Annotated in this window: 11 protein-coding genes and 2 pseudogenes; 11 read left to right on the top strand and 2 right to left on the bottom strand. The window is 63.2% G+C overall.

The window, feature by feature from the left end; all coding sequences use genetic code 11:
* The first annotated feature begins 1 nt into the window (after window position 1).
* The 10 genes and pseudogenes from AAG689_RS17395 to AAG689_RS17350 all read left to right on the top strand — a co-directional run bounded on the left by AAG689_RS17395 (window position 2) and on the right by AAG689_RS17350 (window position 9701).
* Window positions 2-688 (top strand): type 4a pilus biogenesis protein PilO, encoded by a 687-nt coding sequence (locus AAG689_RS17395; RefSeq protein WP_220638546.1) that lies wholly within the window; start codon window positions 2-4, stop codon window positions 686-688.
* A complete protein-coding gene (locus tag AAG689_RS17390) occupies window positions 688-1236 on the top strand; it encodes a pilus assembly protein PilP (protein ID WP_406626364.1) in 549 nt (182 codons plus the stop codon). The genes AAG689_RS17395 and AAG689_RS17390 overlap by 1 nt, the downstream gene beginning before the upstream one ends.
* A pseudogene (locus AAG689_RS17385) lies at window positions 1233-2228 on the top strand (AMIN domain-containing protein); the annotation flags it as partial. The gene AAG689_RS17390 and the pseudogene AAG689_RS17385, both read left to right, overlap by 4 nt.
* 41 nt (window positions 2229-2269) lie before the next feature.
* Window positions 2270-3085 carry an IS5 family transposase gene (locus AAG689_RS17380; protein ID WP_406622917.1) on the top strand — a complete coding sequence of 272 codons (816 nt, stop codon included), beginning with the start codon at window positions 2270-2272 and terminating at the stop codon, window positions 3083-3085.
* A 2-nt stretch (window positions 3086-3087) separates the two neighbouring features.
* Window positions 3088-4245, top strand: a pseudogene (locus tag AAG689_RS17375) (type IV pilus secretin PilQ); the annotation flags it as partial.
* Window positions 4246-5778 carry an Ig domain-containing protein gene (locus AAG689_RS17370; RefSeq protein ID WP_406623043.1) on the top strand — a complete coding sequence of 511 codons (1533 nt, stop codon included), beginning with the start codon at window positions 4246-4248 and terminating at the stop codon, window positions 5776-5778.
* A 131-nt stretch (window positions 5779-5909) separates the two neighbouring features.
* Window positions 5910-7022, top strand: coding sequence for a 3-dehydroquinate synthase (gene aroB, locus AAG689_RS17365; protein ID WP_406623042.1), 1113 nt, complete (start codon window positions 5910-5912; stop codon window positions 7020-7022).
* Between the two features lie 53 nt (window positions 7023-7075).
* Window positions 7076-8233: a deoxyguanosinetriphosphate triphosphohydrolase gene (locus AAG689_RS17360; RefSeq protein WP_406623041.1), complete on the top strand. Its 1158-nt coding sequence runs from the start codon at window positions 7076-7078 to the stop codon at window positions 8231-8233.
* Window positions 8234-8250: 17 nt separating this feature from the next.
* Entirely contained in the window at window positions 8251-8832 is a 582-nt protein-coding gene (locus AAG689_RS17355) for a DUF1415 domain-containing protein (protein WP_406623040.1), read from the top strand.
* Window positions 8829-9701: a class I SAM-dependent methyltransferase gene (locus AAG689_RS17350; protein ID WP_406623039.1), complete on the top strand. Its 873-nt coding sequence runs from the start codon at window positions 8829-8831 to the stop codon at window positions 9699-9701. Before AAG689_RS17355 ends, AAG689_RS17350 begins: the two co-directional genes overlap by 4 nt.
* A 93-nt stretch (window positions 9702-9794) precedes the next feature.
* Here the strand turns inward: AAG689_RS17350 and AAG689_RS17345 are convergent, their stop codons facing one another.
* Complete coding sequence (locus AAG689_RS17345) at window positions 9795-11300, bottom strand: CoA-acylating methylmalonate-semialdehyde dehydrogenase (protein ID WP_406623038.1); 1506 nt, start codon at window positions 11298-11300, stop codon at window positions 9795-9797.
* A gap of 17 nt (window positions 11301-11317) precedes the next feature.
* Window positions 11318-12532: an ABC transporter substrate-binding protein gene (locus AAG689_RS17340; protein WP_406623037.1), complete on the bottom strand. Its 1215-nt coding sequence runs from the start codon at window positions 12530-12532 to the stop codon at window positions 11318-11320.
* Window positions 12533-12655: 123 nt separating this feature from the next.
* On the opposite strand from AAG689_RS17340, the gene AAG689_RS17335 reads away from it, so the two are divergent.
* Window positions 12656-13585, top strand: a complete 930-nt coding sequence (locus AAG689_RS17335) for a LysR family transcriptional regulator (RefSeq protein WP_406623036.1) — start codon at window positions 12656-12658, stop codon at window positions 13583-13585.
* Window positions 13586-13588 lie beyond the last annotated feature (3 nt).

The raw sequence follows: 13588 nt of genomic DNA, 5'->3' as shown, positions 1-13588 counted from the left end.
CATGGCCAGAACTAAAGACAAGGCGCCGAAAGTCGATTTCGCGAAGCTGCAGAGTAATCTGCAGCGCCAATTCCAGAATCTGGACCCTAAGGACCCATCCCTGTGGCCGATTTTGCCCCGTACTCTGTTGTGCGTGCTGATCGCTGCGGGCGTAGCTACCTTTCTGTGGTTCTTCAAGCTGTCCGAATTCGAGGATGAGCTGGTGGCGGAGCAGAACACGGAGCAAACGCTGCGCAATGATTATCAGCAGAAGCTGATCAAGGCCGTCAGCCTGGACGCGCTCAAGAAGCAGCGCGAGCAAATCCAGCAGTATGTGATTCAGCTGGAGAAGCAATTGCCCAGCAAAGCAGAAATGTCTGCTTTGCTCTCCGATATCAATCAGGCTGGCCTGGGCCGTAGCCTGCAATTCGAATTGTTCCGGCCGGGACAAGTGGTCGTTAAAGACTACTATGCGGAATTGCCAATTTCTATTCGGGTGGTAGGTAAATTCCACGATATAGGCGCTTTTGCTTCGGACGTCGCCAACCTGTCCCGCATCGTGACGTTGAATAACGTAGCAATTGCGCCTCCGCAAAAGGACGCCGCGGGCAACTTGACCATGGAGGCGACCGCGCGCACTTTCCGCTACCTGGACCAGGAAGAAATCCAGGCGCAAAAAGCTGCTGCCGCAGGGAAGGGCAAGAAATGATGCGTCTACATAGATGGCTCATTGCCGCGGGCGTGATCGTTCTGGGAGGGTGTGGGCCCAGCGGTGAGGATGAATTGCGCCAATGGATGTCGGAATTGCGCGCCACTACCAAGCCGCGGGTGACGCCGCTGACCGAGCCCAAACAGTTCTTTCCTCAGGACTACACGGCGGAGAATGGGGTAGATCCTTTCAATCCGATGAAGCTGACGCAGGCACTTCGGCGTGAATCGTCTCAGGGGATAGCCAACGCTTCCTTGATCGCGCCGGAAATGGCGCGGCGCAAGGAGCCTCTGGAAGCCTATCCACTCGATGCCGTGAAAATGGTCGGCAGCTTGAACAAGACCGGCACACCCACTGCCCTGTTGAGTGTGGACAAGCTTTTGTACCAAGTGCGTGTTGGCAACTACCTTGGGCAGAACTACGGAAAAATCGTAAGTATTACAGAAACAAATATGCGACTGCGGGAAATTGTCCAGGATCCCTCAGGCGACTGGGTGGAGCGCATGACGACACTTGATCTGCAAGAGGGAACAGAGGTGAAGAAATGATTCAAAGGAATACTCGCTTACGTCAGCGTCTGTGGGCTGCAGGCGCTGTACTTCTTGCTTTGCTGAGTACTTCGGCTGCGCATGCCGACGGAGCGATCGAATCTATTTCCGGATTCTTGCAGGGCGGCGCGGAAGTGTTGCGCATTGAACTTTCGGAAGCACCCAAAGACGTTCCAACAGGATTTTCCATTCAGAGCCCTGCTCGCATCGCTCTCGATTTTCCTGGGGTGGTCAACGCCACAGGTCGCTCTTTGATAGATATCAACCAGGGCAACATCAAGTCGGCCAATATCGTTCAGGCGGGAGAGCGCTCGCGGGTGGTGCTCAACCTCAAGCAGCCCGCTCCTTACCGGACCGAAATACAGGGCAAGACCCTGGTGGTTCTATTGGAACCTGTCACAGGGGGCGCTATGGTGCCCAGCGCGGCTCCGACGGTCTTCGCTGAAAGCCAGACATCTGACGTTCTGCCCCTGAGAGACCTGGATTTCCGCCGTGGAGCCGATGGTTCCGGTCGCGTTGTCGTCGGTCTGGGCAGCAACCAGGTAGGCGTGGACTTGCAACAGCAAGGCAAGGGACTGGTGGTGGAATTCCTGCGTTCGTCTTTGCCTGAAGGGTTGCGTCGTCGGCTGGACGTGTCCGACTTCGGCACTCCCATACAAATGATCACCGCAACCCAACATGGTGAGCGTGTGCGCATGTCGATCGAGCCGGTGGGCGAGTGGGAGCACAGTGCTTACCAGAGCGACAATCAATTCGTGGTTGAAGTACGTCCGAAAAAGGTTGATCTTAGCAAACTCACTCAGGGCCCGAATTATTCGGGCGAGAAGCTGTCACTGAACTTCCAGAACATCGAAGTGCGCTCCCTGTTGCAGGTCATCGCTGATTTCACGAATTTCAATATCGTCACGTCGGATACGGTTACCGGCGCCCTGACGCTACGACTCAAGGATGTGCCGTGGGACCAAGCCCTGCAGATCATCATGGATGCTAGAGCGTGTTATGAACTTGATAGCGCGTGCGGTAGATTCGCCACATGGCAAGGCGCAAGCAGTACCCCACGGATGTCACGGATGAGGAGTGGGGCTTCGCGGCGCCGTACCTGGCACTGATCGACGAGAAGGCAGCGCAACGCCAGCACGAACTGCGCGAAGTGTTCAATGCCTTGCGCTGGATGGCCCGTGCGGGTGCGCCCTGGCGCATGCTGCCTGGGGACTTCCCGCCGTGGGAGGCGGTCTATCAGCAAACACGCCGCTGGTTGCAAGCAGGATGCTTTGAGGCAATGGCCAACGACCTTCGCTCGGTCATTCGCGTGGCGCAAGGACGCCAGGGCCAGCCCAGTGCGGCAGTCTTGGATGGACGCACCTTGCAATCGAGCTGTGAGAGTGGTCCGCGTGCTGGCTACGATGGTTACAAGCGGCGCAACGGCTCGAAAGTGCACATGGCCGTCGATACGCTGGGGCATTTGCTGGCCGTCCATATCACACCAGCCAATGAACAGGAGCGAGCGCAAGTGGCGCCGTTGTGCGAGGCGGTGCAGGAAGCGACAGGCGAGACGGTGAGACTGGCCTGGGCCGACCAGGGCTACACGGGCGAAGAGCCCAACCGGCAGGCCAGCGAGCACGGCATTGATCTGCAAATTGTCAAGCTGCCCGAGGCCAAGAAGGGCTTTGTGCTGCTGCCCAGGCGCTGGGTGGTCGAGCGCAGCTTTGGCTGGCTGGCGCGATTCAGAAGGCTCAGCCGCGACTATGAAAGATTGCCCGAAGTGCTCGCCGGATTGCATTTCCTGATCTTCGTGATCCTCATGCTGCCAAAGGCGTTGCCTGCCTTGGGCACGGGGGTGAGTTCATAACACGCTCTAAGGGGCTGGGTATGCGAAAGTCCGGGACAGTCCTGTGGATCGCACCCAAGGATGAAATCGACGAACGCACCAAGAAAGATTACGAGGCGGCGCTGGCGATTCAGAAACTGGAGCCTCTGCGTACACAGGCCTACCAGTTGAACTATGCCAAGGCTGCAGACATGGTGGTGCAACTTTCTACTACTACTGGCGGGGGGTCATCTGGTGGCAGTGGGCATTCCACGCGCTTTCTCTCTGAACGTGGCAGCGCTATCTCCGAACCACGGACCAACCAACTTTTCGTGACAGACACTCCTGCTAAATTGGAAGAAGTGCGCCAACTGCTGCTGACGTTGGATGTACCGGTGCGGCAAGTCATGATCGAGGCGCGTATCGTCGAGGCACGCGACACGTTTGGCCGTGCATTGGGTGTTCGCTTGGGCGGCGGAGACTTGCGTGCTCAGCGTGGTGGCGACGGTGGCTATAGCATCGGTGGTGGAAACCGCATGGCATGGGGCACCAACTATGGCAACGCTACCAATTCGGGCTTGGTCGGTGGTAGTTTGACTGATGGCAGCTTTGTGAACCTGCCCGCGCAACTGTCGAACGTGGCGGGATCTGGCTCATTCGCCCTGTCCATTTTCAACTCGGCTGCGAACCGTTTCCTTTCGCTGGAACTGTCGGCGATGGAGGCTGATGGTCAAGGTAAGATAGTTTCCAGTCCACGCCTCATCACCGCCGACCAGACCAAGGCGTTGATCGAGCAGGGCACTGAATACCCCTATTCGGTCACGGCACCGAATGGCGCCACGACGATCGCTTTCAAGAAAGCAGTGCTCAAGCTCGAAGTCACGCCTCAGATTACGCCAGAAGGCAATATTATCCTTGACCTTGACGTCAACAAGGACAGCCGTGGCGAGATTACCGAACAAGGCGTAGCTATTGATACGAAGCACATCAAGACTCAGGTGCTTGTAGAGAATGGCGGGACTGTGGTAATTGGCGGTATCTTTGAGATAGAGGAAACCAATCAGGAAAACAAGATACCGATGCTGGGTGATGTTCCTGTGCTTGGCAATCTGTTCAAGAGCCGGACCAAGGAATCCATGAAGCGGGAAATGCTGGTGTTTATTACGCCCAAGGTCATTACTGATCGCGGGCCTGTGCGTTGAATGTATGAAGGTGAAGAAATCATGAAGATATCCAAAGCGATGATGGTATCGGCTGCCACGGCTGCCGTTCTTTCCGCATGTGGCGGCGGTGGCGGCAGCGGTGGGGAATCCCATGCTGCGTACAGCATTACGCTGCGCGCAGAGAAGACGCAGTTGCCTCTCAATATCAGCAACTACCCTGTGGGGCAGGGTGTGTATGCGCCTTTTTCCACGACGCTGTATGTTGAGGCGAAGGAGGGTGATAGGCCTATTCCTGGTGGCGAGGAAATTTTCGGCTGTAATGTGGCCGGAGGTCTCGATTCGGGCTCCCTGTATTACCTTGACGGTGATCCGGAACACGAAGAGGAGGTGGATGACGGCAATGGCGGAACGATCAAGGTTCCTCTGGCTTACCGCAGCATCACGCTGGGCTCCAACTCGGGCGGGAATTCTTTCCACTTCCATGCTAAGAATCAGGCGGGCACTGCGCGCATCACCTGCACTGTGACCGATCCGCGGGACAAGAAGGAGGTCAGCAAGAGCGTGGAGATAGTGGTGGGCGGCACCTCCGGCAAGCCCGCGAGCGTTCGCATGATTACTCCGGCGAATTACATGGGGACAAAGGGGAATGTGAACCTCATTCCAAGCACTGTTGCCATGAATGTGCAGGTTCATGACGACGCCATACAGCCCGTGTCCAGCAGTTCTGGCGCAAACGTGCAGGTGCGAATCCTTCCAGGAACCGATGCGGCCGTCGGTGCGCGGCTGGTGGCGGGCAGCCTGAGCGGTGGTGTGCTGCAACTGCCTTCGATCGGTGGCGTGGCACAGTTCTCGCTGCTCAGCGGCAACGACACGGGGCCCATCTACCTGGAGTTCACGGCAGACCGCTATGACAACAACGTCGGCAACGGCATCCAGGATCCGATCTCCATCATTGATGTGATGCCGGTGCTGGAAGCGCTCACTGCCGCGCCGGCAGTCGCAGACGTCAATCTGGGCGACGTGACCAACACTATTCCCTACACCCACTTGCTGACGGCCACGGGCGGCCTGCCGCCGCTCACCTGGTCGGTCACAGGGCTGCCCAAGGGGTTGGCTGTCGACGCGAACACGGGTCTGCTCAGCGGCACGCCCGATGACGCCGAAGGCCCTTACCGTGCGACCGTGACGGTGAGGGACAAGAACAAGCGGCAGGCTTCTGGCACCATCACGCTCAATCTGGTTGGGGCAGTGAAGCCGGAAGACTTTGCGATTGGCAATTGCAACCTGAACGAAGTCTGCCCGTTGGGTGTCGTGGGAAGTGGGGCGAACTTCGCTTACGCCTTCACTGCTTCTGTGTCTGGTGTGACATGGTCCTTCGATGCCCTGCCAGATTGGCTCAAAGGAGGGACTGCGGGCACCACGGGCTTTATCTCGGGCACAACGGCTCAGTGCGATGTGGCTGCCGTGCCGCCAGACACGGGTGACGCAGGGACATACCGATTCTTCGTCACGGCGACGAAGGGGGTGACGAGCGTGACGCGGCAAGTGTCGGTCACTGTGACCTGCCCGTAACTCGCGGCAGCCCCCAGCCCCAGGCCCGGAGTACCATAGCGACTCCGGGCCGCCCAGGGGCCAGTCCCCTGAGCTGACAAGCCCTCCCCAGCATGTCTGGGGATTTTTTTGCCAACCTGGAACACGGTTCGATGAAACAGTCCAACTCCACCCAGCACGTGCGTATCGATCTGGGCGACCGCCGCTACAACATCGACATCGGCTCTCTCTTGCTCGCAGGATTGGCCGAGCACGCGGCGTTGCCCCAGGGCACGGCAGCGCTGATTGTGACCAACAACACGGTGCAGCCGCTTTACGGCAACGCGTTGGCTGTTGCGCTGGCAAAGCGCTACCCCGCCATCCACACCGTGGTGCTGCCCGACGGCGAGGAGTACAAGACCTGGGAAACCCTGCAGTGCATCTTCGATGAATTACTTGGCCAGGCCTGCGACCGCAAGGTGGTGCTGTTCGCCCTGGGCGGCGGCGTGATTGGCGACATGACGGGCTTCGCCGCCGCGTGCTACATGCGCGGCGTGCCGTTCGTGCAGGTGCCAACCACGCTGCTCGCACAGGTGGACTCCAGCGTGGGCGGCAAGACCGCCATCAACCACCCGTTGGGCAAGAACATGATCGGCGCCTTCTACCAGCCGCGGCTGGTGGTGTGCGATCTGGAGACGCTCGATACGCTGCCCGCACGCGAACTGGCGGCGGGGCTGGCGGAGGTCATCAAATATGGGCCGATCGCCGACATGGAACTGTTCGCCTGGCTGGAGCAGAACATGGACGGCCTGCTCGCGCGCGAGCGTGGTGCGCTGGCGCATGCGGTGCGACGCAGTTGCGAAATCAAGGCGGCCGTAGTGGGTGCGGACGAGCGCGAGGCGGGGCTGCGCGCCATCTTGAACTTCGGCCACACGTTCGGGCATGCGATCGAGGCGGGCATGGGCTATGGCGTATGGCTGCATGGTGAGGGCGTGGCGGCAGGCATGGTGATGGCGGCGGAGCTGTCCCTGCGGCTGGGCATGGTGGATGCGGCCTTCGTGGCACGGCTGCGTGCATTGATCGAGCGTGCGGGCCTGCCCGTGCGTGGGCCGGTGATCGACGCGCAGGACAACGCGGGTCGCTACCTGGAGCTGATGCGGGTGGACAAGAAGGCCGAGGCGGGCGAGATCCGCTTCGTGCTGATCGATGGCCCCGGCAAGGCGGTGATGCGGCCCGCGCCCGATGCGCTGGTGCGCGAGGTGATCGACGTCTGCTGCGCGGCATGATATGAATTCGATAGCTGCTCGCGCTTATCCAGAAAGCGCTAGAGGCCAATTGCATGCCTGAATCCCTGTTGGCCCCCTATGCCTGCCATTCGGCGCATTCGCGGGGGCGCAGGCACCCCGAGCCCACAGCGCCCACGCGCACGGAGTTCCAGCGCGACCGCGACCGCATCGTGCATTCCACCGCGTTCCGGCGGCTGGTCTACAAGACGCAGGTGTTCCTCAACCACGAGGGCGACCTGTTCCGCACGCGGCTCACGCATTCGCTGGAGGTGGCGCAGCTCGGCCGCTCCATCGCGCGCTCGCTGCGGTTGAACGAGGACCTGGTGGAGGCCATCAGCCTCGCGCACGACCTGGGCCACACGCCGTTCGGCCATGCGGGGCAGGACGAGCTGAACGCTTGCATGGCCGATTTCGGCGGCTTCGAGCACAATCTGCAGAGCCTGCGCGTGGTCGATACGCTGGAGGAACGCTATCCCGCCTACGACGGCATCAACCTGGCCTTCGAGACGCGCGAGGGCATCCTCAAGCACTGCTCACGGCGCAACGCCGAGCTGATCGAGGCGCGCGAGCCGGGCGGCGTGGGCCGGCGCTTCCTGGCTGGCGAGCGGCCTGGGCTGGAGGCGCAGCTGTGCAATCTGGCCGACGAGATTGCCTACAACGCGCACGACATCGACGACGGTGTGCGCTCCGGCCTCATCACGCTGGAGCAACTGCGCGAGGTGCCGCTGTTCGACCGCTACCGCGCCGCCGCCCAGGCGCAGTACCCCCACCTGGTGGAGCGGCGGCTGCTCAGCGAGGCGATCCGCCGCATGCTGAGCGACCAGGTCTATGACGTGATCGACACCACGCGCGCAGCCATTGACGCGCACGCGCCCGCCGATGTGAGCGCCGTGCGTCGCCTGCCCGCACTCGTGGGTTTCTCGCCGGCCATGCGGGAGCAGTCGCAGGCGCTCAAGCGCTTCCTGTTCCAGCAGCTGTACCGCCACCCGCAGGTCATGCAGACCACCGAAGGGGCGCGGCAGGTAGTGCGCGAGCTGTTCGCCATCTACCAGTCCACGCCTGGGGAAATGCCGCCGGCGCAGGCGGTGCAGGCCCGGGAGGGCGACGCGCAGCACCGCGCACGCACGGTGGCCGACTTCATCGCCGGCATGACCGACCGCTTCGCGCTGCGCGAGCACGAACGGCTCACCGGCAAGCGCCTGCTGGGCTGACGCCTACACTCCCGCCCATGACAACCCACGAATACGACGATGCCACCGTGGTGCGGGACACGGTGCGCTGGCTGGAACGTGCCGTGATCGGCCTGAACCTCTGCCCCTTCGCCAAGGGCGTGCACACCAAGGGCCAGATCCACTACGCCGTGAGCCATGCGACGGATGCGCGCGGCCTGCTCGAAGACCTGCAGCGCGAGCTGGAGGCGCTGGCCGAGGCCTCGCCCGCCAAGCGCGACACCACGCTGCTCATGGCGCCCCAGGCGCTGCCCGATTTCCTGGACTTCAACGACTTCCTGGAACTGGCCGACGAACTGGTCGAGGCGATGGACCTGGCGGGCATCCTGCAGGTCGCGCCGTTCCACCCGCGCTTTCAGTTCGATGGCACGGAAGTGGGCGACGTGGGCAACTGCACCAACCGCGCGCCGTACCCCACGCTGCACCTGCTGCGCGAAGAGAGCATCGACAGCGCGGTGGAAGCCTTCCCCGAGGCCGAGGAGATCTTCGAGCGCAACATCGAGGTGCTCGAGCGCCTGGGCGCACAGGGCTGGGACGATCTGGACGTGGGGCCGCGCTGCCCCGTGGCGCACAAGGCATGAGCCGCGCAGCAAACAAGGCCGATGCAGCGCACGCGGCGGTGCTGGCCGAACTGCGGCCCGGCCAATCCATCGAACTGCTCAAGGAACTGCACATCCTCACGCGCGAGGGCCGGCTCAACCAGGATTCGCGGCGCAAGCTCAAGCAGGTCTACCACCTCTACCAGTTCATCGAGCCGCTGCTGGCCGAGATGGCTCAGGACGGGCACGCGCCGCTGCTCGCCGACCACGGTGCGGGCAAGTCGTATCTGGGCTTCATCCTCTACGACCTGTTCTTCAAGCAGTTCGGGCGCGGCGAGATCTACGGCATCGAGTGGCGGGCCGAACTGGTGCAGCGCTCGCGCGAGCTGGCGGCGCGGCTGGGTTTCGACCGCATGCGCTTCCTCGACATGTCGGTGGCCGATGCTGCCGGAGCAGAGGAGTTGCCCGAGCGCTTCGACCTCGTGACCGCGCTGCACGCCTGCGACACGGCCACCGACGACGCCATCGCCTTCGGCCTGCAGAAGCAGGCGCGCGCCATGGTGCTCGTGCCCTGCTGCCAGGCGGAGGTGGCGGCGTGCCTGCGGCAGAACAAGGCGATGAGCCTTGCGCGCACGCCTCTGGCCGAACTGTGGCGCCATCCCATCCACACGCGCGAGATGGGCAGCCAGATCACCAACGTGCTGCGCTGCCTGTACCTGGAGGCGTCGGGCTACCAGGTCACGGTGACGGAGTTGGTGGGCTGGGAGCACAGCATGAAGAACGAGCTTATCCTGGCGCGCCACACGGGCCAGAAGAAGCGCAGCGCGCGCGAGCGGCTGGCGGCGATCCTGGAGGAATTCGGGCTGGCCGAGGCGCTGGGCGCGCGGTTCGGGTTGCTTCAAAAAGAATAGCTGGTTGCGCTTGTCAGATCTCGGTTTCAATATCGAATCGAACTGAAACCGAGGAAAAACAAGCGCAACCAGCTCCTTAAAGCATAGCGCGGCTTACTTCATCGTGATGGTGGTGTTCACCCCGTCGCTGCTGCTGCCGTGGTCTTCGTACCAGCGTGCCGTTACCGTCTTGGTCTGCGTCCAGAACTGCACCGCCTGCTTGCCGTTGGGCCCCAGGTCGCCGAGCTTGGAGGCGCGCGAGCCGGTGAAGCTGAAGTAGGCCACGGGCACGGGAATCGGCACGTTGATGCCCACCTGGCCCACGTTGATGTCGTGCTGGTACTTGCGCGCGGCCCAGCCGCTGCTGGTGAAGATGGACGTGCCGTTGCCGTTGGGGTTGCGGTTGATGAAGGCGATGGCCTCTTCCAGCGTGTCCACGCAGACCACGTTGAGCACGGGGCCGAAGATTTCCTGGCTGTAGATGTCCATCTGGTCGGTCACGTCGGCGAAGACCGTGGGGCCGACGAAGTTGCCCTTCTCGTAGCCGGCCACGGTGCAGTCGCGGCCGTCGAGCAGCAGCTTCGCGCCTTGCGCCACGCCGGAGTCGATCAGGCCCAGCACGCGCTGCTTGGCGCGCGGGTTGACCAGGGGGCCGAGGTCGGCGCTGCGGTCGGTGCCGGGGCCGACCTTCATGGCCTTGGACTTGGCGACCAGTTCGGGCAGCCAGTCCCGCGCGGCGCCCACGAACACGGCGACCGAATTGGCCATGCAGCGCTGGCCCGCGGCGCCGAAGGCCGAGCCCAGCAGGTTGTTGAGCGCGTGCTCCTTGGGCGCGTCGGGCATGACCACGCAGTGGTTTTTGGCGCCCATCATCGACTGCACGCGCTTGCCCGCTTCGCTTGCGCGGCGGTAGATGTGCGTGCCGACGTGGGTGGAGCCGATGAACGACAGTGCCTTGATGTCGGGGTGGTCGCAGAGCATGTCGGCCACCTCGGGCCCGCCGTGGATCACGTTGAGCACGCCGGGCGGCACGCCTGCCTCATGGGCCAGCTCGACGAGGCGCATGGTGGAACTGGGGTCTTGCTCCGAAGGCTTGAGCACGAAGGTGTTGCCGCAGGCGATCGCCATCGGGAACATGAAGCAGGGCAGCATCACGGGGAAGTTGAACGCCGTGATGCCCGCGCCCACGCCCAGCGGCTGCAGCAGGTTGTACACGTCCACGCCCGTGGCGGCGTTCTCGGCGATTTCGCCGAGCTGCAGCGTGGTGATGGAGCAGGCGTGCTCCACTACTTCCAGGCCGCGGCCCACTTCGCCTTCGGCGTCGGGCAGGGTCTTGCCGTGCTCGCGGGTGATGAGCTGGGCGATCTCGGCGGTGTTCTCGCGGATCAGGTGCTGCAGCTTCAGCATGATGCGCATGCGCACGGCCAGCGACGTGCTGCGCCAGGTCTGGAAAGCCTCCTGCGCGTTGGAGACGGCCAGCTCGACCTCTTCGCGCGTGGCGAAGGGTACGCGCGCCACGACTTCCTGCGTGGCGGGGTTGGTCACGTCGCGCCACTCGGTGGATTTGGACGGGTAGGGCTTGCCACCGATGAAGTGGTGGATGGTGGTGGGTGTGGTCATGGAAATGGCTCCGGGTTTCACTTCTTCACCAGTGGGCAGGCCGACTGGGCGAGGGGTTTGAATGCGACGTCGGCGGGGATGGTGCTCACGGTCTTGTAGTAGTCCCACGCGCCCTTGGATTCATTGGGCGCCTTCACCTGGAACAGGTACATGTCGTGGATCACGCGGCCGTCGGGGCGGATGCTGGCGTTGCGCATCACGGGGTCGTCGATGGGCAGTTCGCGCATCTTCTGCGCCACCACCTTCGAGTCGTCGGACTTGGCCGCGGCGACGGACTTCAGGTAGTGCAGCACGCTGGAATAGACGCCCGCCTGCACCATCGTGGGCTTGTAGCCCTTGTGCAGCTTCTCGAAGCGGGCGGCGAAGGCGCGGGCCTTGTCGTCCATGTCCCAGTAGAAGCCCTCGGAGAACATCAGGCCTTGCGCCTGGCGCAGGCCCAGCGAGTGCACGTCGGTCAGGAACATGAGCAGCGAGGCGACCTTCTGGCCCTTCTCGCCGGTGATGCCGAATTCGCGCGCGGCCTTGATGGCGTTGACCGTGTCCTGCGCGCCGTTGGCCAGGCCGATCACCTGCGCCTTGGAGTTCTGCGCCTGCAGGATGAAGGACGAGAAGTCGCTGGCGTTGAGCGGGTGGCGCACGCTGCCCAGCACCGTGCCGCCGTTGGCCTTCACCATCTCGGAGGCGTCCTTCTCCAGCGAGTGGCCGAAGGCGTAGTCCACGGTGACGAAGTACCAACTCTTGTCGCCGTTCTTCGTGAGCGCGGCAGCCGCGCCGGAGGCCGAGGAATACGTGTCGAACATCCAGTGGAAGCCGTTTTCCGCGCAGTCCTCGTCGGTCAGGCGCGTGGTGGCGGGGCCGCTGTACATGGCGATGCCGCCCTTTTCGCGCACCAGCTTCTGCACGGCCAGCGCGGCGGCGGAATTGGTGATGTCTGCGATCGCGTCCACGCCGTCGCGGTCCAGCCACTCGCGCGCCTTGGTGGCGGCGATGTCGGCCTTGTTCTGGTGGTCGGCGCTCACCACCTCGATCTTCATGCCCTTGCATTCGGCCTTCAGGCAGTCATCGATCGCCATCTTGGCGGCCACGACCGAGCCCGCGCCGCCCATGCCGGAATAGGGGCCGGCCATGTCGGTCAGCACGCCGACCTTGACCGTGTTGCCGGAAATCTGGGCCTGCGCCGCTGCAGCGAGCGTCAGAGCGGCCAGGGCGAGGGAATGTCGCGTGAATCGCATGAATGTCTCCTTGTGTTGTTGCTGGGGCGCGGTCTGGGCGCCGCACCACGAAGCACTCTAATCCAGCACTAATGCAAATGGATCAGGCATTTGGGCACAAACCCATTGCAAAATTGCACCACCATGCCAGCCGAACAGATCAACTGGGACAACCTGCGCCTGTTTCTCTCCGTGGCGCGCGCCCAGTCGGCGCAGGAAGCGGCGCGGCGCCTGGGGCTGGACCACTCCACGGTCACGCGCCGCCTGCACCGGCTGGAGAAGGAACTGGGCGCGCAACTCTTCGAGCGCACACCCGCGGGCCACGTGCTCACCACCGCCGGCCACCGGCTGCTGGAGCACGTCGAGCGCATGGAAAGCAGCATGGTGCTGGTGGGCGAGGACATCGGCGGCGACAGCCACACGCTCACCGGCCACGTGCGCCTGGGCGCGACGGAGGGCTTCGGCAGCTTCTTCCTCGCGCCGCACCTGAGCCACTTCTGCGAGCGGCATCCGGCCATCCAGGTGGAACTGCTCATCGTGCCGCGCTTCATCAACCTCTCGCAGCGCGAGGCCGACCTGGCCGTGAACGTCGAGCGTCCCCAAGGCAACGGCCAGGTGTGCAGCCGGCTCACCGACTACCGGCTGCGGCTCTATGCCAGCCGGCGCTACCTGGACAGCCACCCGCCCATCCGCCAGGCGCGCGACCTGGGCGCGCACCGGTTCTTCGGCTACGTGGAAGAACTCGTGTTCAGCCCCGCATTGCGCTACCTGGCCGCCATCGCACCCGACGCGCCCACGCCGCTGCGCAGCACCAGCGTGGTGGCGCAGTACCACGCCGTGCGCGAGGGGCGCGGGCTGGCCGTGCTGCCGTGCTTCATGGCCGCGCAGAGCGAGGAACTGGTGCCCGTGCTCGCGCACGAGATCGACCTGTTGCGCACCTTCTGGATCGCCGCTCCGGGCGACCGGCGCGAACTCGCGCGCGTGCGCGCCCTGTGGGACTACCTGCGCGAGGTGGTCGCGTGCAACCGGCCGCTACTGCTGGGCGAGCCGGGCACCTGGCGCTCCGTCCAATAGACA

It is taken from the genome of Acidovorax sp. SDU_ACID1 (assembly GCF_045291395.1).
Taxonomy (GTDB): Bacteria; Pseudomonadota; Gammaproteobacteria; order Burkholderiales; family Burkholderiaceae_C; genus MR-S7.
Note: the sequence above shows the minus strand (reverse complement) of the source record. Positions and strands in the feature narration are given on the sequence as shown.